Below are 20,235 nucleotides of genomic sequence, written 5' to 3'. Positions count from 1 at the left end.
CTGTTGCAAGACCTGTACCATGGCACCGGTCAGGGCGATCACCGGCCTCGCCGGATTGGGGAATTATGCCGTGGGCTGCGGTGGCGTTCGCTCGGCACACCACAACTCTTGAAAAATGATATCACCTACTGTATTTTGATATCAATAATTTTACTATCCCCAAGGCGTTATCATGGCCTCCGTCACGATCCGTAACCTGAACGACGAGACGCATCGGGCGTTAAAAATGCGCGCGGCTAACCACGGCCGCAGCACGGAAGCTGAGATCCGCGCCATTCTCGAAGACGCTGCCCGTCCCCAGGACCGGCTTCGGTTGGGCACGGCCCTGCATGAGCTCGGGCGCCGCGCCGGCCTGACGGACGATGACATCGCCGCTCTCAACGAAGCGCGCGATCGCAAGCCTGCCCAGCCGATGGACTTCGAATGATCCTCCTCGACACAAACGTCGTTTCGGAGATGATGAAGGCGGCGCCTGACGCGCAGGTTCACCAATGGCTGGACGCCCAGACCGCGGAATCGCTGTTTCTCTCCAGTGTTACGGTGGCAGAACTGCTTTTCGGTGTCGCGGCATTGCCGGAGGGCAAGCGAAAGACGCGCATCACCGACGTGGTTGATGGGGTGCTTGCCCTGTTTGACGGCCGCATTCTCCCGTTCGATACCGAAGCGGCACGATATTATGCCGGACTGGCCGTCCTGGCGCGAACCGCCGGCAAGGGCTTTCCGACTCCCGACGGCTATATCGCCGCCATCGCCGCCTCGAAGGGCTTCGCCGTCGCCACCCGCGATGTGTCTCCGTTCGCAGCGGCGGACGTCCCCGTTATCAATCCGTGGAACGACGCGGTTTAAAAGCGATTGCAGCGTTTCCTGCCGAGGGTTCGAATCCCTCTCTGTCCGCCATAGAAAAAGCCCCGCGCACGAAGCTTCGGGGCTTTTCTGAGTAGTGGCGGACAGAGAGGGATTCGAACCCTCGGTACGCTTGCACGTACACACGCTTTCCAAGCGTGCGCGATCGACCACTCCGCCATCTGTCCATTCCCGGCAGCCATCGGCATTCGGAAGACGGCCCTTATACCGACGCCGCATGAATGAGCAAGCCCCTTTGCCAAGCTTTTTTTGTAACCATATAGGCGACAAGCGCGTATAGATCGCGCAACGAAAGGGAATACCAACATGTTCGGTCTCAAAACCCAGATGGTGCCACCCACCCAGGCCCTCTCCGGCCGCAGCGAAGCCATCCCCACCGAAACGACTCACGCCGTGCTGGGCACGCCGCTGAAAGGCCCCTATCCGGCCGGCACCGAGCAGGTCGTCTTCGCCATGGGCTGTTTCTGGGGCGTCGAGCGCAAGTTCTGGCAGCAGGACGGCATCTTCACCACCGCCGCCGGCTATATCGGCGGCTATACGCCCAATCCCACCTATAAAGAGGTCTGCTCCGGCCAGACCGGCCATACCGAAGGCGTGCTGGTCGTCTATGACCCCAAGACCATCTCCTACACCCAACTGCTGAAGCTGTTCTGGGAAAGCCACGACCCGACCCAGGGCTTCCGTCAGGGCAATGACGTCGGCACCCAGTACCGTTCCGCCATCTTCACGACCACACAGGACCAGTACGAAGCCACCCTGGCCAGCAAGGCCGAATACCAGAAATCCCTGTCGGCGATCGGCCGTGGCGCCATCACCACCGAGATCTTCGGTCCCGCCACCCCGGCCGACGCCGAAGCCCCCGGCCAGACCACGGCCAAGCCCTTCTTCTTCGCCGAGGACTACCATCAGGGCTATCTGCACAAAAATCCAGACGGCTATTGCGGCCTGAAGGGCACGGGCGCCGTGTGCGCCATCTGATTTCCAAAAACTTCTTTCACCCGCAACCTCTTTACAAATCAAGCCCGCCGCCGGTAACTGGCGGCGGGCTTATTTACGGGGTCGGCATGGTCAAGGAACTGGAACTCTTCTCGCTGGATGGCCTGAACTCGCTGTTCAAGCGCCATAAGGCCTTCGTCCCCGAGCCCGGGGCGCGCTGCAAGAACTGCGACACCGAACTGTCGGGCCAGTTCTGCCACGTCTGCGGCCAGAACGCCGATCAACACCACCGCAACATTGTCCACCTGGTCTGGGAGGCCATTGAAGGCCTGTTCCACCTCGACGGCCGGCTGTGGCGCACCCTGCCGCCACTGTTCTTACGGCCTGGCACCCTGAACCGCGACTATCTCGAAGGCCGTATCACCCGCCACGTGCCGCCGTTCCGCCTGTTCCTGGTGGCCTTGTTGTTGTTCATTTTCGCCGCTGAACACCGTATCGAACACAGCATGCACGCGGCGCAGCATCCTGACACCGCCCACGCTGAGCCGGGGCATGCCGAGGCTGGCCATGGCGAAGCAGCTCATGCCCCGGCGCAGGCCCCGCATGCCACCTCCGCAACCGGCAAGAAGGACACCAAGGTCGCGCTGTTCGAGCCTGATCGCAAAGGCACCGGTCCGATGACCGAAGTCGAGCAGGACGGCACCACAACGCGCAGCGTCGCCCTTTTCGCCATGACAGAGGACGACGCCAAATACCTGGGCGGCATGGTTGCGCAATCGGACATCAAGCCAGAGTGGCTGAAAGGCGCCATGGTCCGGGCGCTGGAAAACCCCAAACACTACTTTCTGCTGATGTTCACATGGGGCCACCGCCTGGCTGTGTTTCTGCTGCCGATCCTGGGGCTGGTACTGGCCCTGGTGAACCTGCGCAAACGTCAGTTCTACATCTACGATCACCTGATCGTCGCCATGAACCTGCTGTCGTTCGTGTTTCTTGGCTTTGCCGTGTCCCTTGCCCTTCCGGAAAGCGTCGGCCTCTGGGTCGCGCGGATCATGGCGATCGGCGTGCCAGTGAACCTGTTCTTCACCATGCGCGGCGCCTACAACTCGTCGGTTTTTACCTCAGCTGTGAAAGCGTTATTCGTCTCGATCCTGACCGGACTTTGCTTCGCCACCGGCATGTTAGCCATCATGACTGTCGCGATCGCCACTATCTGAGCAGTGTCCGCAGCAGCGAAGGCACCTCCGCTTCCAGGTCCTCGGCAATCAGGCCAGGCCCGAAGGCGCGAGCACATTCCGCGTGGATCCACCCCGCGGCGCAGGCGGCTTCGAACACCGCCATGCCCTGAGCGATCAAGCCCGAGGCAAACCCAGCCAGCACATCCCCCGATCCTGCCGTCGCCAGCCACGGCGGGGCATCGCGGTTGAGCACCACCCGTCCGTCCGGCGCGGCGATGACCGTGTCCCTGCCTTTCAGCAACACCACGGCGCCGCTGGCTTGGGCGGCGCGTAAGGCATCGGCTTCGCGGTCGCTTGCCTCGCCGAACAGTCGGGCGAACTCGCCGGCATGGGGCGTCAGCAGGACCGGCGACCGGATGGCCGCAAACAGCGCTTCGGGAGTGTCCCTGAACACGGTGATGGCGTCGGCATCCAGCACGCAGGCCTTTCCAGCATTCAGTGCCGCCAGGACCAGGTTGCGCGTGCGGTCATTGACGCCGGCCGCCGGCCCCATCAGCACCGCCGTTACCCGCGCATCGTTGACCAGTTCCGTAAACGCCGCTTCGTCGCGCACCGTCTTGGTCATCACGGCTTGCAAAGCTGTCGCATAAACCATCAGGGCGGACGGATCGCAGACGATGGAAACCAGCCCGGCCCCGATCCGCAAAGCCGCCCGCGCCGCCAACCGGGCCGCGCCGGTCGCCGCCATCGGCCCGCCCAGGACGACGGCATGGCCACGATCGTACTTGCTGCCATCGGCCGCCGGATGCGGAAAGCTGTCGGCCCAAAGATCGGGGGAATTGTGGTGGGCGGTCATGCCGCCTATCATAGGCTCAAACCTGGAGGACACCAAAGTGAAAGCAGGCATTGCCGCAGTTGTGATGGCCGTGGCGGTCGGGTCGGTTCAGGCCGCGCCCGTCCTGTCGGTTGACTTCGATGGTTACACGCCGGGCGCCTATGCCCCCGCTGATTTCCAGGCCGACTGGGGCCTGGCGCCGTCCGAATCAACCGGCCTGACCGCCGGTCGGACGGTGATCGCCGCCGATCCGCATGATGCGGCCAACCCGGTGTTGCGCGTGACCTATCCCGCCGGGCTGATAGGCGGCAATTCCGCGATGACCTTCACCACCCGGTTCGCGCCTTCGAAGTCCTACTGGCTGCAATACCGGGTGATGTTCGCGCCGGGCTTTACCTGGGTCAAGGGCGGCAAGCTGCCGGGCCTGGGCGGCGGCGACTTTCCGACCGGCTGCCTGAAGGATGGCAGTTTCGACGGTTTTACAACGCGGCTGATGTGGCGGGTCGACGGCAGCGCCTGGTCCTATCTCTACCATCCCGGCAAGAAAGAGGACTGCGGCGACAACTATGCCCTGGGCCGGTTCGAAGCCGGACCGTGGTATGTCCTGACCCAGCATGTGGTGCTGAACGATATCGGCCAGGCCAACGGTTCGCTGGTCCAATATATCGACGGCGTCGAAGTCCTGAGGATGGAGGACCGGGTGTGGCGGCGATCGGAGACGGTGATGATCGAAGGCATCAAGATGGACACCTTCTTTGGTGGCAGTACCCTGGACTGGGCCCCGCCATCGGATCAAAACGTCTATTTCGATGATTTCCTTGTGTCGGCGGAGTCACCGCTGGATTAGGCAAACGGCACGACATCAGCCAGCCTGCCCACGCTGACGATCCGCTGGCTATGCCGCGATACCAAACCGGCCCGCAACCGCACCCAATCCTCGACGATCGACGCCTGCTGCTCATAGCCATACTCCACAAACGGCCGGTCATCGAGCGTGTAATCATACCGTCCCCGTTCGCGCAGGATATACCGCCACAAGGTCATTCCGTTCGCATATTGCCAGACATGGGTGAGCTCATGCGCCAGAACCGCCAGCAAGGCCGGATCGCTGCTGACATCGGCCGGCAGATGCGGCCAGAAGATGCGCCGCCCGCGCACAACGATCTGCGCCCCGCGCCCGATCAGCATGGCCAGCCAGGACACCCACAGATGCGCACGGATCAGTTCAACCCCGGCCACATCGATCGCCGCCATCATCCCAGGCGGCAGGGCCGATACCTCGTCCGCCGTCAATCCACGCCGTAAAGCCGCCAAGGTCAACTCCCTCAAACGCGGTATTGCCGTACGCGCCCGCACGTCGCCTTATCGCGCCATTTCCAGCTGCCGGGAAGTCCGCCATGCGCTATTTTACCTCCCTCGCCATTTCCGTCGCCCTGCTCACCTTGGCCGCCCCCGTCACCACCTTCGCCAAAACCCTGCCGGCGACCATCTACAGCCCGGCCAGCCAGACCAAGGCCCGCGCCATCCTGGCCCGTCACGACGGCGCCATCGCCCAGGCCCTGGCCGCCGACCCGGTGTTGAAAGCCGCCATGGACAAGGATCTCAAGGCCATCGCGGCCATGACCGATCCGAAACAGCGTCAGGCCGCCATCGCCGCCTTCCGTGCCAAACACGGCAAGGGCTACAAGAAGGCATTGCTGGCCGCCAAATTCGATTGGAACCTGACGGTCGCCGAACTGTCCCGGCTGTATCCCGGTATGAGGTTCCGGATCGTCGATGGGCTTTATGCCGTCGGCTACAAGGACGATGACGGCACACCCGCCCCTCCGGGCCCGGTCAAGACGACCACCGACGTCCGCCTCGCCGACTTCGCGATGGATATCCAGCAAAGCTGCGGCGCCATTTCAGGCGCGGGGGTGACAATCTCCGGCGGCACACTGGACACCTCGGTCTGGGCCGCCGAGGCCGGGGTGTGCAGCAACAGCGGCTATCTCACCTATGACTTCACCGTACCGGCAGGCGCCACGACCGCCGTCTCCATGTCGGCCGAACTGCGCAACGAAGTCTTCGCCCTGGGCATATTGGGCGGTGCCGCCTCGGACGCTTCGGGCTTTTTCGGCGTCGACGGCATCAAGACGGTGGCCAAGTTCTGCAGCGTCTTCGTCGGGCTGGCTTGGGCCGCGTCAGAAGAATGTAACGACCTGGATGCCAGCGTCACCAAGACGCTCCAGCCCGGCACCTATTCGCTGACGGCGCTTACCTTTACCTCCGCCGGTACGGTCGGGGTCGTGTCCGGCACCAATGCCCGTGCCCGCATCAAGTTGATCAAGGCCAGCCTAAGCCAAACGCAGTGATTGTCGCTCTCCGCGAACCCCTGTAGGGTCGCGCAAAACAGGGGCGAAACATGGATTCACCGGAGCTTTCCGCCAAGGCCAGTACACCGATCTGGCGGCAACTCTACGTCCAGGTCCTGATCGGCTTGGTCCTCGGCGCGGCCATCGGCCTGCTATGGCCGCAGTTCGCGTCGCAACCGTGGATGAAGGCCATCGGCGACGGCTTCATCAAGCTGATCAAGATGACCATCGCCGTCCTGGTCTTTTGCACCGTCGTCTCGGGCATCGGCCAGGTCAGTGAGGCGAAACAGGTCGGCCGGGTCGGCGTCAAGACCATCCTCTATTTCGAAATCGTCTCGACCTTCGCCTTGGTCATCGGACTTCTGGTGGCGAATTTCGTCCGCCCCGGCGCCGGGATGCACGCCGCCGGCGACGCTGCGGCCGTGGCCAAATACGTCTCCGAAGAAACCCATCAAAACCTCAGCGACTTCCTGCTGCACATCATCCCCGATACCCTGCTCAGCGGCCTGGCCGAGGGCAATATCCTGCAGGTCCTGCTGGTCGCCATCCTGACCGGCTTTGCCCTGCAAAGGATCGGCCCACCGGCGCAAGGGATACGCAACCTGATCGACGAAGGCAGCCATGTCGTCTTCGACATCATCAACATGATCATGAAGCTGGCACCGCTGGGTGCCGCCGCGGCCATGGCCTTTACGCTCGGTAAGTACGGCGCCGCGGCGCTGGGCTCGCTGCTGGCCCTGATCGCCACCTTCTATGTTACGGCGGCCCTGTTCATCTTTGTCGTTCTGGGCGTGATCGCCTGGTGGTGCGGCTTTTCAATTTTCCGCTTCGTCGCCTATCTGCGCGACGAGCTGCTGATCGTGCTGGGGACCTCGTCTTCGGAAAGCGCCCTGCCCAACCTGATGCGCAAGATGGAGGCGCTCGGCTGTTCAAAGCCCGTGGTCGGCCTGGTCATCCCGACGGGCTACAGTTTCAATCTCGACGGCACCAATATTTACATGACCCTGGCGTCGCTGTTCATCGCCCAGGCCCTGGGTTACGGCCTGACCCTTACGCAACAACTGACGCTTCTAGGCGTGGCCATGCTGACCTCGAAGGGGGCCACGGGCGTGACCGGCGCGGGCTTCATCACGCTGGGCGCGACCCTGGCGGTGGTCAATCCGGCCCTGGTGCCCGGCATGGCCATCGTGCTGGGCATCGATAAATTCATGAGCGAATGCCGCGCCCTGACCAACTTCGTCGGCAACGGCGTGGCCTGCGTCGTCATTTCGCGCTGGGAAGGCGAACTAGACAAGGCGAAGCTTAGAGCAGGTTTAAACCCGACAAAGACTTAACGCGAATCGGCGCTCTGCGAAGCATCCGGCATCTGCGGCAGGTCGACCGGCGGCAGGGCCGGCTCAAAGCTCTTCGGCGGCACCGATTCGGCGTAGTTGGAAAATTCGGACGACAGTTCGTCACCTTCGGCCGTGACATGCTCCCCTTTGGGATTGCAGGCGGCCACGGCAACTGCCGCCAAAGCAGCCACCACAGGGATCAGTTTCATGACATTACGGCGCATGGGGAGGTCTCCGGTTTGCCGCACTATGCCGCGAAGCCTCCCGGCGCGCCTTGCGGATCAACCCGCCGAAACATCAAGAAGCCATAAGTCGCCAGCTACCGTTTTCGCGTACCGGGCGCGCCCCATTGTTTTTTTACGCTGCGGGGAGCATGGCTGCATGTTAAGATTTGGTTAATACCGCTGGAGGTGCTCCCCCATGACCCTTAACATGAACCGCAAACTGCAAATCGGCGTCCTGACCCTGGCCGCCGCCCTTGTCCTGCCGGTTGTCGCGCACGCGCAATACTACGAAGACGACGGCTATTATCAGCAACGTGACCCGAACAAGGGTCGCAACACCGGCGCCGTGGTCGGGGCGGTGGCCGGCGGGCTGCTGGGCTCGCAGGTGTCCAAGAACGAGCGCGGCCTGGGTACGGTCGGCGGCGCCATCATCGGCGGCGTCATCGGCTCGAAGGTCGGCAAGCAATACGACCGCAACTACGACCGCGGCTATTCCGACGGCGCCTACAACAGCGGCGGCGACTATCAGCAGCAGCCTCAGGGCTACGACAATGGCGGCTATTATCAGCAACCGTCCTACAGCTCGGGCGGCTATTACCAAAGCCAGCCGCAAACCTACTATTCCTCAGGCGGCAGCTATTACAGCCAGCCCTACCAGGGCGGCGAAACCTACTACAGCCAGCCTGATACGGACGAGGACACCTACTACAGCGCTCCCGCCACGACCGCCTATTCCGATGGCTGCGGCGTGCGCTACACCTGCCAGCCGGTGACCACCTATTCCAACAGCGGCTACAGCAGCTATGACGACGGTGTCGGCTATTACGACAGCGGCTACACCAGCTATCCGGCGACGACCCAGGCCTATGCGCCCTGCACCTGCGCCACCTACACATCGGGCCCGGTCTACTATTCCAGCCAGTCCTACGGCTCCGGCGCACCGGTGCAGGCCTACAGCTCCGGTTATGGCAGCTATAAGCCCTATACCGGCAGCAGCTACAGCTCGACGACCTATTCGTCGTCCTCGTCCTACGGCGGCGGCAGCTACTATTATGGCGGTGGCTACAGCGGCAACGGCGGCACGCACCACGGCGGGCACAATGGCGGACACAAGCACAAGCAAGGCCATCGTTCCGGCTACTGACACAATTGACACAATAAACTTGGGCACGAGACATTAGGCTGCGACGTGATGCGGTCAGGATGGCGACATCCGCACCGCATCACGAGGCCAAAATGACTCCCGCTCAGATCCGCCTGGTCCAGGCCAGCCACGCCGAAGTCGTCACCCTGGGCGCCACGGCCGCCGAAGTCTTCTACACGCATCTGTTCGTGCTCGATCCGTCGTTGAAACCGATGTTCAGGAGCGACCTCGCCGCCCAGGGCAAGAAACTGCTTCAGGCGCTGAATTTCGTGGCGACGCAGCTTCACCAACCTGAACGCATCCTGCCAGCGGTCCGTGAGCTGGGCCTTCGCCATGTCGCCTACGGCGTTCAACCCGAACACTATGTGACGGTCGGCGCCGCCCTGATCGCCACCCTGGCCCAAGCCCTGGGCGAGCGCTTCGACCTGGCCACCCGCCAGGCCTGGACCGAGGCCTATGGCCTGCTGTCGAGCACCATGATCGACGCCGCCTACCCCCTGGCCGAAAGCGCGTAAGAGGCTAGGCAGCTCAAAATCTTTCGGGCATAAGCGTTGGCGACTCCTCAGAGCCAAAAGCCAGCCCAGAGCCGTTCATGTCCCCTTTTCTCGCGTCCGTCGTCAGCCGTAGCAAAGCCTTAGCCGACAAGCTGTGGAACGCCGACGACCAGACCCTGCGCTGGGTATTGGGTGCCCTGATCCTGGTCCTGGCCTGTTTCAACTTCCTGCGCGACGTCAACAACCCGCCCAATGCTTTCTGGGACGAGTCCTACTACGTCACCGCCGCTGAGCGTTATAAGGAAGACAAGGCCCAGTTCGCCTCGCACCCGCCGCTGGGTTTCATGTTCATGGACCTGGGCCAGACCCTTGACCACGCCAATGACAAGGTCGACACCCACTTCCTGGGTGAGGTCAAGAAGCTCGATACGCGCATCATTCCCAAGGGCTACGACTTCAACGCCATCCGCATGCCGTCCGCCCTGTTCGCGGTGGCCGGCGCCCTGCTCTTCTACCTGATCGTGCTGCGACTAACGAACGAGGCATTCGAGGCCTTCGTCTTCTCGCTGCTGTTCGTGTTCGAGAACAGTTACATCGTCCATTTCCGCGCCGCCCACCTCGATTCCTACCAGCTCACCTTTACCCTGGGATCGATACTGGTCTGGCTGACCACCTTCGGCCGAGAGCCGAAACGGCCATTGCTGACCTTCGCCGCCTTCGGCATCCTGTGCGGTCTCAGCTTCATGACCAAGGTCAATTCGCTGGTCATGGTCCTGCTGTGCGGCATTACGCTGGTCCGCGCCCTGTGGACCCTGCGCACGCGCGAAAACCTGCTCCGTTCCTTGGCGCGCGGTTCGGTCGCCGCCGGCGGCTTCCTGGCCATGATCGCCCTCGTCTTCAGCCTGCATGTGGTGCTCAACCCCAAACCGCCCCAGACCGGCACCCCGGCAGGCGACCGCGACCTGCGCGCCATGAGCCAGACCTACAAGGACTGGTTGAACCATAAGCGGCCACTGGACCTGGCCGTTATCTGGGCGGGCAGCTACGACTATTACAAGTACATGAAGGGCGATTTCACCGGCTCGATCCTGACCGAGCCCAACGGCTCGCAGCCGATTTTATGGCCGTTCATGCACAAGATCATCAACTACCGCTGGGACTTCGATGGCAAGCGCACGGCCTATACCCAGATGGTCGGCAATCCAGTCAACTGGGGACTGGGCATCATCGGCATCGTCGGCGCGGCGGGGCTTATCATCGCCCGGCGCGCCCGCCGGCTGAGCGATGACGGCCATACCGAGGACTTCAATCGCCTGGAAGGCCTCTTCGCCATGTTCATGATCTTCTGGCTGTTCCACATCTACCTGGGCACCCAGCGCGTCATGTACGTCTACCACTACTTCATCGGCCTGGCCCTGAGCTTCATGCTGTTGCCGGTGGTGTTCCGCATCCTGGCGCGCAAGGTCGGTTTTCTGGACAAACACCGCTTTGCGATCCTGTGCGGCATCAGCGTGCTGATCGCGGCCAGCTACCTGTTCTACGCCCCGCTGACCTACCACCAGATGCTGTCGCGCGACGCCTGCGAACTGCGCAACTGGCCGGTCAAGATGGTGGTCTGCCAGCCGATGAAGAAACGTCCATCCGAAGCAGCGGCGTCGCTTTAACCGTCCGCCCGCACCTGAAACAGCTTGCGTTCTTCACCGCGCAATCGCACCGCCGTCAGGATGCCGACTTTGTAGACGCCGCTGTCGACGCCGATGCGCCATCGCAAATCCGTCACCGGTTCCTCGGGCGTGTGACCATGAACCACGACATAGTCACAGGCCTTCTCCGCCGCCTGGAAGCGGCCACGGATGTACATGAAGGTTTCCGCGCCCTGCTCTTCCAAAGGCCGGTCCGGATCGACTCCCGCATGGACGAACAAATAGTCGCCATCCAGGAACGACACCGGCAATTCCCGCAGCATCTCCAGGTGCCCCGGATCGAACGCCTCGGCGAAACGGTCGCGGACATTGGCCCAGACAACCGGATCATTGGCCATATAGGGCATGGTCACGCCGTAGGACGCCATTGTCGCCGCCCCGCCCCAGATACGCCAGGTTTCGCCGGTCATCGGGTCGGCCAGGAACTTCAGCAACTGTTCCTCGTGGTTACCCTTGATGACCACCGCGTCGCACCACGCCGCCGTTCGCAGGCGCTGGACGCGATCCAGCACCTGACGTGAGGCCGGTCCACGATCGATATAGTCGCCCAGCAGGATCACCCGCGGCTTTTCCCCGATCAGCTCGGCATCGATGCGGATGCGCTCCAGTAGACGTTCAAACAGGGCGTCATAGCCATGAATATCGCCGATGGCGTAGGTCAATTGTGCAATGCGGGATGTCATGCTCATGATGTAGGACAAGGCACGGCGAATTTCAAACCGCAATCGCGCGGCTCAACCCGTCCGCACTTGAATCAGGTCCCGGGTCTCGCCATGCAGCCGCACCGCTGTCAGAACCTCGTCACTATAGACGCCGCTGTCAACGCCGATCCGCCACCGGCGGTGTGTGACCGGAGTCTCAGGGGTGTGGCCGTGCACCACCACGTACTGACACGCCCGCTCCGCCTCCTGGAAGCGGCCGCGGATATACATGAAGGTTTCCGCCCCCTGCTCTTCCAACGGCCGGTCCGGATCGACCCCGGCATGGACAAAGAGGTAGTCACCCGCCTGGAAACTGACCGGCATGGCGTGTAGCATGTTGAGATGGCTGAGCTTCAGCACCGCCAGGAAGCCGTCGCGCACGGCACGCCAGAACTCGGCGCCGTGGCTGAAATAGGGCATGGTAACGCCATAGGAGGCCAGGGTGGCGCCGGCACCCCAGTCCCGCCAGGTTTCGCCGCTTTCCGGTTTGACCAGGAAGTGCAGAAGCGCCGCCTCGTGATTGCCTTTCAGCGCCACGACATCGCACCACCGCGCCTGCTGCAGGGCCATCACCCGCTCAAGGACCTGGCGTGATTGCGGCCCGCGGTCGACATAGTCCCCCAGAAGCACGATACGCGGCCGGTCGCCGGTCATCTCGGCATCGCTGCGAATGCGGTCGATCAACCGCTCGAAGAGGGCGTCGTAGCCATGGATGTCCCCGATGGCATAGGTCAGCTGGTCGATACGCGAGGCCATGGTATTCCATAACCCCGCTATCTGCGGCCGCCAAACCGTTTCCCCTGACTTTGTCAGGTAAGCCGCCGCCTGTATCCCAAATACGCCACCAGCGTCAGGCGATCGTCAGCGTAACCGTGCCGGTATAGCCCGACGACGCGTCACCGCTGATCGCCACGGTCGAGGCCGCCAGCTCCGCCGCCGTGTCGTCGTTGAAGACATTGTCCGAGGCAAAGGTGATGCCGGCCAGGGCTGTCGAACTGGAGCCGTACAGGCTGCTGGTGGTGTACAGGGTCTGGCACACCGACCGGTCGAAGGCGAACTGGGTCGTCTTGACGGCATTGGCGTGCGTCGTCGCGGTCGACAGGCCGGCGAAGACCTCGACGTGGATGTGCGGCATCCGCCCGTTATAACAGCCCGGGAAGATGGTGGTGAAGGTGACCTTGCCGTTGGCGTCGGTGACCTGGACGCCGCGCAGGTAGTTCTGGGTGGTGTAGCCGCTGGAATAGAGCGAATAGTTGCCGTTGGCCGTGCAGTGCCAGATATAGACGGCATAGCCCGACACCGGCTGGCATCCCAGGCTCTTGTCGACCACGGTGATGGTCAGGTCCAGCTTCACGCCCGTCGCCGTGCCGGAATAGGCGCCGATGCTGGTGCGGATGTCGCTGCGCACCACGCCGCTCTGGTTCAGAATATTGACCACCGAACCCGACACCGAGTTCGAGCCGTCGCCCGGATAGGGCCCGTTGGTTTCTTCGGGCAGTTCGATGCAGGTCCCCGCCGAAGACGATGACGAACTGGAGGAAGACGAACTCGAAGACGACGATGACGACGAACTGGACGTCGAACTCGACGAGGTCGATACGCTGACACTGGTCGACGAGCCGCCACTGCCCCCGCCGCCGCAGGCTGCCAGGGCCGAAGTCGAAAGGGCGGCGCCGCCGATCAGCCACAGCGCCCGGCGCCGCGGCATGGCGGATTTGATGAAATCGTCGAGGCTGGACTCGTCGTTATGGTCATGGTGAGGCATGGTCGAAAATCCCCGGATTGACAGAAGTCTCCGGGATATCAAGCCATTGCGGCGGAACTTTCGGCCGAACATGTCACACGGGACATAGTTTTCCCGAATTGTGACATTTGGAATATCTATTGTATTTGTGGCCGCCCCAGGGCCTACTCCGCCGTCGGCAGGTAGATATCGCTGACCAGCCGCTCGCCGCCGTGCCGGGTCAATTGCACCACCACATCGATCAGCGATCTGGCATAGGCCAGGGTCTCGCTGCGCGTCAGTTGCGTCCCCGACTGCAAGACCATCAGTGCCACCTGCTCCAGAGCCCCCTTAGGGGTATTGGCGTGGCAGGTGGTGAACGATCCCGGGTGACCGGTATTGATCGCGCGCAGGAAGGTATTGGCTTCTTCGCCACGGATTTCGCCGACGATGATCCGGTCCGGGCGCAGGCGCAGGGACGCCTGCAGCAGGTCATTGATGGTCAGCCGGGCCTCGCCCATATCGCCCTTGACCGCGACCAGGCGGAGCGAATTGGCGTGGTTATCGACGATTTCCGGCGTATCCTCGACCAGGATGATGCGTTCATGCGCCGGAATGGCCTTCAGCATGGCATTCAAAAAGGTGGTCTTGCCGGACGAGGTGCCCCCCGAAATCAGGATGGTCTTGCGCGCCGCCACAGCCTCTTTCAGGAACTTCACCGGTTCCTTGCGGGCAAAGGCCAGGTCGTCGCGTTTCGTCTTGCCCGACAGGTCGGGAATGGGGCCGCGATCATAGTCGTCCAGGCTCATATCGACCATGCGGTGGCGGCGGATGGCCAGGGCCCAGTGCTTCGCCGCTGGCGGGCCAACCAGTTGCACGCGCTCGCCGCTGGGCAGGCTGGCGGCCAGAAGCGGGTTCTCGCGGTTGATGCCCTGGTGCGCCATACGGGCGATCTGGGCGGCCAGGCGCGACAACAGGATGTCGTCGACCTCGGGCAACTCGATGCGCTGCATGGCGGGCTGGCCCGACGCTTCGATCCACACCTCGCCCGGCTTGTTGACCAGGATTTCCGTGACCTCGTCGCGTTCGAGGAACTCCGCGAACGGCTTGAGGTAGGTGCGCAGATACACACCGTCCAGCGGGATCACGGTATCGGCGTTGGCCATCCTACTGACCCAGGTTGAAGTCGAGATCGCGCGCGGCGAAGACCTGAATCGTGGCGCCCTGCGGCACCTTGATGGTCGGCGGGATCTTCATGTCGTTCGACAGGGCTTCGCCGATCATGCCAGTAGCCCCCGACGACGAACCGATGACGATGGTCGAACTGTTCTTGCCCGACATCACGTTGGACAGGCCGTTGACCACCGAAAGCAGCATGGCCGAGCCGAAGCGCTTGGCGAAATGGCTGTCGACACGGCCCGACATGCCGGCCTGGCCCAGGTCGTCGGTCGCCGGCGAGGCCAGCTGGATCGACAGGCCGTCCGGCCGGATCAGCCGGTTCCAGATGATGAAGGCGCGAGTCTCGCCGCTGGTCAGGCCGCTCTTGTACTGGCCGATCAGGCGCGAGCCCTTGGGGATCAGGATGGTGGTGCCGTCAAAGCTGCGAATATCGCGCGACACGACGGCGCGGGTATAGCCCGGCAGGTCGGAATTGATCGCCGTCTCCAGCACGGCCGGAATGACCGCGCCCTGGGGCACGACCTTGGACGGATCGCCGATACGCCAGGCGCGCTGGCTGACCTCGCCATTGACCGAGGCCAGGAACTGCTGGTTCGCGTTCAAAGCCGCTGGCGCCGCCCCCCCGGTTGCCGGTGCCGCGGCGGCCTGGGCGGCCGTGGGCGGCTGGGAATTGTCGACGATCATCGCGGGCGCGCGGGCGGCGGACGGATCCACCGACGCCACGGTCGCGGGTGGCTGCTGGTTGCCGGGTGGCATGGGCTGGACGAAGGAGGGTTGCGGCTGAGGCTCGTCGATCGGCGGATTGGCGCTGGGATCTATCGGCGGCAGGGTCGAAGCCGGCTGCTGCGCTTGGACCGGGGGTGGTGGCTGCTGCGGCGCCGGCTGGTTGCGGATGCTCAACATGGCGACCACGCCCAGGCCGACGGCGCCGATAATGCCGGCGGCCAGACCGATCTGATCGCCCATGGTGCCCTTCTTGGCGACCTGTGGCAGGGCGTTGTTGGAGGCAGCTTCCAGCTCGCTCTCGGGCAGGTTCAGGCGCGGGTCGTTGCCGGCAGGCAGGGGATTGCGGGCCATCAGTTGCCTCCCTTGGGGCGCGGCTGGGGCGACAGGGCGTCCAGGCCTTCGACACGGTAGGCGTCGTTATACAGAATCGTCTTCTGGTCAGCCTGGCGCAGGACGAAGCCGCGCGCCACCTGTTCGACGACCATGTAATCGCCACGCGTGGCGTAGTTGATCAGGCTCTCGCTATTGTCGGCATTGAGCGCGTAGACGGCCGGGGTCTCGGCGCCTGCGGGCCAGCGCAGATAGGTCGAAACACCGTCGTCGAAGATGCGGATCGGCACCAGCCCGACCGAACCGGAATAGGTATAGGCGGTGTTGCGCTTTTCCGGAATCGGCAGGAAGGCATTGGGATCGACCGGCTTGGCGGGCTGGCCGGCGACGGGTGCTGCCGTCGGCGGATACAGGAAGCGCAGGTCGTAGACGACGCGGCCGCGCGAACAATCGCCGGACGGCGCCATGCTCAACTCGAAATTATAGCTGCGACGATTGGTGACGATCGACATGTTGGAAAAGGCATTGCCGACGATCGGTTTGACGAACAGCAGGTTGCCCTTCTTGTTCGGCGTGACCTGCCATTGGCCGGCGTCGCCCAGACCGACGTTCTCGACCAGTTCGCCGTTCTCGAACGAGATCATGGTCTGGAAGTTGAGGCAGCCTTCCAGGGCGATGATCGCGCCGGCGTCATAGGGGATGGTGGTCAGGCGGATGTCGTCTTCATCCGCGTCCTGGGCATAAGCACCGCAGGCCGCGAAGAGCATCAGCAAAGATAAAGAGAGACGTTTGATCATGTTTACGGCTCCTGGCGGCCAGGAGAAGGGGACGGCGCCGCACGGCTGGCGGCAGGCGGCGTGCCGGTGGGCGAGGTGCGGTCGCGAAACCGCTGGCCCAGGCCCTGGACGCGGGTGAAACGGTCGCCCGAGGTCGAACGGGCCTGCGGATCGTACAGGCCCAGTCCTTCGGAGCGGGTATTGGCGGACGCCGCGCCGCCCTGCCCGCCGCCACCGGCGCCGTCGCGGGTGACGGCGGTGATCAGGGGTTCGGTGCGGAGATAGGCGTCGTTGACGCTGCGGCCGGAGGCATCGGCGAACATGGCGACCTGTTGCGACGGCGCCGCCGGGGCCGGTTGCGGGTTGCCACGGACGTTCGGCGTATCGCGCAGCGCCGCCTGCCAGTCGCGGACCAGTGAACCCGCCACCCACATCAGGGTGAACAGGAAGGCAGAATAGATCAGCGAGCCCATGAACAGGATAACCATGGGCTGGACAGCCTGCACGGCCCGTTGCGGATCCTCGGCGATCGCGTCGATCAGCGGCACGAACAGCATCAGCGCGGCCGTGCCACCCAGAACGGTCAAAAGCGGCGCCAAGGCAAAGATCAGCGTAGTGCGGATCCAGCCGTTGAACAGGCCGCGCGTCTGCGGGAACAGGGCCAGGACGATGAAGATCGGCCCCAGGATCAGCAGCAGGTAAAGCGTCAACCGCGTCAGGATCAGCACGCCGAGCGTCGAGCATAGCAAGAACAGGCCGCTCAGCCAGAACAGGGTCACCGGCATGGACTTGGACTGGATCAGGGCGGCTACCAGTTCCGGCTGCTGCGCCGTCGTGGTCGCCACGGTCGACGGACCGTCGAGCGTTCGCGCGATATGGGCAAAGCGCACGAACAGGCCGTCCAGGTTCTGGGCGAAGTTCATCACTGCACTGCCCTTGTGCCCCAAAAGCGCGGCGGCGACCTCATCGGGACCGCCCATGAACAGGCCGTAAAAGACGGCGTGATAGGCCGGCCACATGGTGACGAAGGTCAGGACCAGGACCATGGTTATGATGCGCGGCGACATCATGGTGACCGTCAGCTGCGTCCGCCCGGTCAGGAAACCATAGGCGATGATGGCGACATAGATGACCAGCATCGTGGTCAGGGCATAGCCGAAGGCGCCGCCGGCGCCGAACAGGCGGTCGTAGCCGACCTTCACCGCCGCATTGATGTGGCAGTCCATGGCCGCCAGCGAACCGGAGACCGAGGTTTCACCGACCAGGGTGATCTGGCGGCAGGCGCCCGCTTGCAGCATCATGCCCGGCCCCGCTTTCTCGGTGTCGCGCTCTCCGGATACGGCGTACCGATCAGGGGTTGCCACCAGTCGTGCGGGTCGTCGCCATACTGCGCCCGCAGTTCGTCGAGCTGGCGCACCGTGCTTTCGCGGCCCGACAGCACGGTCAACACATCGGGCATGGACGACAGGTCCAGCCGCGCGACGACACTGTGATTGCCGTGCTTGACCAGGAAGGCGCGCGAATGGGCCGGGATGGCCCGGATCAGGTCCAGTTCGTGCAGGGTCAGGCCGAAGCCGTCACAATAGTCCTCGGCCTGGGCGCGCGGATTGGGCATGAAGATCTGGGTCGCCGCCTGTTCGATGATGGCGGTCGAAATCCGGCTGTCCAGGGCGTCGCGCGCCGACTGGGTGCCGAAACCCAGTATGGCGTTGCGCTTACGCAGGGTCTTCATCCAGTTGCGGATGGCGGCGGCGAAGATCTCGTCGTCCAGCGCCTTCCAGCCCTCGTCGATGACGATCATGGTCGGCTGGCCGTCGAGGCGTTCCTCGACGCGCTGGAACAGGTACATCATGCACGGCGTGCGAAGGACCGGTTCGTTCAGCAGCAGGGTCATGTCGAAGCCCAGGGTCCGGGCCTCCATGTCCAGCAGGTCGTTTTCGTTGTCGAACAGCCAGGCGTGTTCGCCCTCCCCGACCCACGGGTTCAGCCGTGCGGCCAGGTCACCATGCGTCGGCCGGCGCACACCACCCAGCAGTTCGCGGAAATAACGCAGTCGGCGGTACTTCGGGTCCTGCTCGAAATTGGCGTCGACCGCCTCGGTGATGATGGCCTCTTCTTCCGAGTTCAGCGGCAGTTCCGGCCGCGCCAGCAGTTGCGCGATCAGGGCGCGCAGGAAGGCCCGGTTGCCCGGGTTATCGGCCAGTTGCAGCGGATTGAAGCCGGTCGGCTCGCCCGGACGCAGGGTAGCGTAGTGGCCGCCGACCGCACGGATGAAGATTTCGGCGCCGCGGTCCTTGTCGAACAGGAAGGTGCGCGGTTTGAACTTCTGGGCCTGGGCGGCCAGGAAGTTCAGCACCACCGTCTTGCCCGAGCCCGACGGCCCGATGACGGTGAAATTGCCGAGGTCCGCCTTATGGAAGTTGAAATAGTAGGGCGTGCCCGATGAGGTCTCAAAGACGCTGACCGCCTGGCCCCAGTGGTTGCCCTCGGGCTGGCCGATCGGAAAACCGTGCAGCGAGGCGAAGGAGGCATAGGCGCCGGTCGAGATCAGCGCCTTGCGGGCGATATAGGCTTCGTTCCCGGGGAACTGGGCCCAGAAGGCCGGTTCCAGGTTGACGTCCTCGCGCACCGCCACGGCACCGAGATCAGCCAGGGCCGCCAGGCATTGCGCCGACGCCGGATCCAGCTCGGCCAGCGACTTGGCGCGGACCAGCAGGCTCAAGTGGTGCTCACCCAGGGCGAAATTGCCGGTCGCCAGGTCGTCCTTGGCCGACATCAGGCCCTGGCGCAGCGACATGGCCTCTTCGTCGGCGGCGCGCATCCGGCGCAGGGCCAGGTTGATGCGCTCCATGCCGATCTGGCGGTCGACGAAGGCGAAGCTCTCCGTCAGGGTCATTTCGAACGGCAGGCGCAGGATCGAGTCGCACATGCCCGGCGTGGCATGCGGCGGATAGTCCTTCAGGCTCATAATCGCCGAAAAGTCCTTGCCGTCGCCCAGGCTGGACTGCTCCATGGCCTCCAGGCCGAACGACACCCGACGATAGGGGATATAGTGGCCGACGTCCGACACCGGCTTCAGCACCGGCCGCATCTCGCCATTGTACAGGCACGACAGCAGTTCCAACGGTTCGGAACAGCGGCCATTGGCGGTGTCGTAGCCACCCAGGGGCCGCGGGCCATAGGCCTGCAGCGCCGCCATCAGGGCTTCGGTCGCCGCCTGCAGCTCCTTGTGGGTGCTGGCCAGGGCCGCCTGGCGCGCATTCTCGCCGACGCCCTTGCCTAAAAGACCCGCCAGGCTGTCGGCAAAGCCGACCTTGCCCTTGGGATTGCGGCGAACGATGGTGATGAACAGGTCGTTGACGAACAACTGGCGCGACTTCAGCTTGTCCTGCCACTGCTGCTGGATATGGCCGCACACCGGATCGTCATAGGACGCCGGCATGGTGACGCTGACGCGCCTGCGGATAATGTGGTGGTACAGCACGAAGCGCGACGATCCGACGGCGCGCAGCGCGGCGGCGCGGACGATCTGGCGGTGGTTGACTTCCTCGGTGTCGGCCGTCTCGAAGGCGAAGCCCTCGAGATAGATGGACTGCATCAGCGAGCCATCGCGCAGCACGATGGTGCGGTCGTCGAGCAGCCGGTCATAGGGCAGACGTTCGCCGACGCGCTGTTCGTTTTTGAACCAGCCGGCAAAGCCACTGAAAGGTTTGGGCGCGTCGGCCATGGGTATA

At 63.6% G+C, this 20,235-nt stretch carries 21 protein-coding genes and 1 tRNA gene; 10 read left to right on the top strand and 12 right to left on the bottom strand.

The genetic code is table 11. The features are described 5' to 3' along the window. Window positions 1-172: 172 nt before the first annotated feature. A complete protein-coding gene (locus ABAC460_RS44940) occupies window positions 173-427 on the top strand; it encodes a FitA-like ribbon-helix-helix domain-containing protein (RefSeq protein ID WP_023455429.1) in 255 nt (84 codons plus the stop codon). Then, entirely contained in the window at window positions 424-846 is a 423-nt protein-coding gene (locus tag ABAC460_RS44935; protein ID WP_023455428.1) for a type II toxin-antitoxin system VapC family toxin, read from the top strand. The genes ABAC460_RS44940 and ABAC460_RS44935 overlap by 4 nt, the downstream gene beginning before the upstream one ends. Window positions 847-941: 95 nt before the next feature. Here ABAC460_RS44935 and ABAC460_RS44930 read toward each other — a convergent pair. Beyond that, window positions 942-1,031: transfer RNA gene (locus ABAC460_RS44930), tRNA-Ser, on the bottom strand. 139 nt (window positions 1,032-1,170) lie between these two features. On the opposite strand from ABAC460_RS44930, the gene msrA reads away from it, so the two are divergent. Continuing rightward, window positions 1,171-1,842, top strand: coding sequence for a peptide-methionine (S)-S-oxide reductase MsrA (gene msrA, locus ABAC460_RS44925; protein WP_023455427.1), 672 nt, complete (start codon window positions 1,171-1,173; stop codon window positions 1,840-1,842). A gap of 86 nt (window positions 1,843-1,928) precedes the next feature. Then, on the top strand, window positions 1,929-3,017 hold the full coding sequence (locus ABAC460_RS48650; RefSeq protein WP_023455426.1) for a DUF3667 domain-containing protein: 1,089 nt from the start codon (window positions 1,929-1,931) through the stop codon (window positions 3,015-3,017). On the opposite strand, the gene ABAC460_RS44915 is transcribed toward ABAC460_RS48650, so the two are convergent. Continuing rightward, a complete protein-coding gene (locus tag ABAC460_RS44915; RefSeq protein ID WP_235075856.1) occupies window positions 3,010-3,834 on the bottom strand; it encodes an NAD(P)H-hydrate dehydratase in 825 nt (274 codons plus the stop codon). The genes ABAC460_RS48650 and ABAC460_RS44915 overlap by 8 nt on opposite strands. Before the next feature lie 37 nt (window positions 3,835-3,871). Between ABAC460_RS44915 and ABAC460_RS48645 the strand changes: the two genes are divergently transcribed. After that, window positions 3,872-4,660: a polysaccharide lyase gene (locus tag ABAC460_RS48645; RefSeq protein WP_155914745.1), complete on the top strand. Its 789-nt coding sequence runs from the start codon at window positions 3,872-3,874 to the stop codon at window positions 4,658-4,660. Here the strand turns inward: ABAC460_RS48645 and ABAC460_RS44910 are convergent. Next, a complete protein-coding gene (locus ABAC460_RS44910; RefSeq protein ID WP_235075855.1) occupies window positions 4,657-5,127 on the bottom strand; it encodes a hypothetical protein in 471 nt (156 codons plus the stop codon). The two genes, ABAC460_RS48645 and ABAC460_RS44910, sit on opposite strands and share 4 nt — an antisense overlap. Window positions 5,128-5,210: 83 nt before the next feature. Here ABAC460_RS44910 and ABAC460_RS44905 point away from each other — a divergent pair, with 83 nt between their 5' ends. Together ABAC460_RS44905 and dctA are read left to right on the top strand one after the other, a co-directional pair. Continuing rightward, window positions 5,211-6,167 carry a hypothetical protein gene (locus tag ABAC460_RS44905; protein ID WP_023455422.1) on the top strand — a complete coding sequence of 319 codons (957 nt, stop codon included), beginning with the start codon at window positions 5,211-5,213 and terminating at the stop codon, window positions 6,165-6,167. Window positions 6,168-6,217: 50 nt separating this feature from the next. Next, window positions 6,218-7,501 carry a C4-dicarboxylate transporter DctA gene (dctA, locus tag ABAC460_RS44900; protein WP_023455421.1) on the top strand — a complete coding sequence of 428 codons (1,284 nt, stop codon included), beginning with the start codon at window positions 6,218-6,220 and terminating at the stop codon, window positions 7,499-7,501. Here dctA and ABAC460_RS44895 read toward each other — a convergent pair. Beyond that, window positions 7,498-7,725: a hypothetical protein gene (locus ABAC460_RS44895; protein ID WP_023455420.1), complete on the bottom strand. Its 228-nt coding sequence runs from the start codon at window positions 7,723-7,725 to the stop codon at window positions 7,498-7,500. The two genes, dctA and ABAC460_RS44895, sit on opposite strands and share 4 nt — an antisense overlap. Window positions 7,726-7,921: 196 nt before the next feature. Between ABAC460_RS44895 and ABAC460_RS48640 the strand changes: the two genes are divergently transcribed. The 3 genes from ABAC460_RS48640 (at window position 7,922) to ABAC460_RS44880 (ending at window position 11,027) form a co-directional block, all read left to right on the top strand. Beyond that, window positions 7,922-8,869 (top strand): glycine zipper 2TM domain-containing protein, encoded by a 948-nt coding sequence (locus ABAC460_RS48640; protein WP_023455419.1) that lies wholly within the window; start codon window positions 7,922-7,924, stop codon window positions 8,867-8,869. Between the two features lie 92 nt (window positions 8,870-8,961). Beyond that, window positions 8,962-9,384: a globin family protein gene (locus ABAC460_RS44885; protein ID WP_023455418.1), complete on the top strand. Its 423-nt coding sequence runs from the start codon at window positions 8,962-8,964 to the stop codon at window positions 9,382-9,384. A 77-nt stretch (window positions 9,385-9,461) separates the two neighbouring features. Then, window positions 9,462-11,027 (top strand): phospholipid carrier-dependent glycosyltransferase, encoded by a 1,566-nt coding sequence (locus tag ABAC460_RS44880; RefSeq protein ID WP_023455417.1) that lies wholly within the window; start codon window positions 9,462-9,464, stop codon window positions 11,025-11,027. Here ABAC460_RS44880 and ABAC460_RS44875 read toward each other — a convergent pair. The 8 genes from ABAC460_RS44875 to ABAC460_RS44840 form a co-directional block, all read right to left on the bottom strand. Next, window positions 11,024-11,755 (bottom strand): metallophosphoesterase, encoded by a 732-nt coding sequence (locus ABAC460_RS44875; protein ID WP_235075854.1) that lies wholly within the window; start codon window positions 11,753-11,755, stop codon window positions 11,024-11,026. The two genes, ABAC460_RS44880 and ABAC460_RS44875, sit on opposite strands and share 4 nt — an antisense overlap. A gap of 45 nt (window positions 11,756-11,800) precedes the next feature. After that, window positions 11,801-12,523: a metallophosphoesterase family protein gene (locus ABAC460_RS44870; protein WP_023455415.1), complete on the bottom strand. Its 723-nt coding sequence runs from the start codon at window positions 12,521-12,523 to the stop codon at window positions 11,801-11,803. A gap of 94 nt (window positions 12,524-12,617) precedes the next feature. Further along, complete coding sequence (locus ABAC460_RS44865) at window positions 12,618-13,532, bottom strand: dioxygenase family protein (protein ID WP_081716672.1); 915 nt, start codon at window positions 13,530-13,532, stop codon at window positions 12,618-12,620. A 143-nt stretch (window positions 13,533-13,675) separates the two neighbouring features. Next, entirely contained in the window at window positions 13,676-14,656 is a 981-nt protein-coding gene (virB11, locus tag ABAC460_RS44860; RefSeq protein ID WP_023455412.1) for a P-type DNA transfer ATPase VirB11, read from the bottom strand. A 1-nt stretch (window position 14,657) separates the two neighbouring features. Next, window positions 14,658-15,746, bottom strand: a complete 1,089-nt coding sequence (virB10, locus tag ABAC460_RS44855) for a type IV secretion system protein VirB10 (RefSeq protein ID WP_023455411.1) — start codon at window positions 15,744-15,746, stop codon at window positions 14,658-14,660. Continuing rightward, window positions 15,746-16,522, bottom strand: a complete 777-nt coding sequence (locus ABAC460_RS44850; protein ID WP_031237425.1) for a TrbG/VirB9 family P-type conjugative transfer protein — start codon at window positions 16,520-16,522, stop codon at window positions 15,746-15,748. The genes virB10 and ABAC460_RS44850 overlap by 1 nt, the downstream gene beginning before the upstream one ends. A gap of 2 nt (window positions 16,523-16,524) precedes the next feature. Then, window positions 16,525-17,802 carry a type IV secretion system protein gene (locus ABAC460_RS44845; RefSeq protein ID WP_031237424.1) on the bottom strand — a complete coding sequence of 426 codons (1,278 nt, stop codon included), beginning with the start codon at window positions 17,800-17,802 and terminating at the stop codon, window positions 16,525-16,527. Next, a complete protein-coding gene (locus ABAC460_RS44840) occupies window positions 17,799-20,228 on the bottom strand; it encodes a VirB4 family type IV secretion/conjugal transfer ATPase (RefSeq protein WP_023455408.1) in 2,430 nt (809 codons plus the stop codon). The genes ABAC460_RS44845 and ABAC460_RS44840 overlap by 4 nt, the downstream gene beginning before the upstream one ends. Between the last annotated feature and the right edge of the window lie 7 nt (window positions 20,229-20,235).

Source organism: Asticcacaulis sp. AC460 (assembly GCF_000495795.1).
Classification (GTDB): domain Bacteria; phylum Pseudomonadota; class Alphaproteobacteria; order Caulobacterales; family Caulobacteraceae; genus Asticcacaulis.
This window is presented reverse-complemented; position numbering and strand designations above follow the sequence as displayed.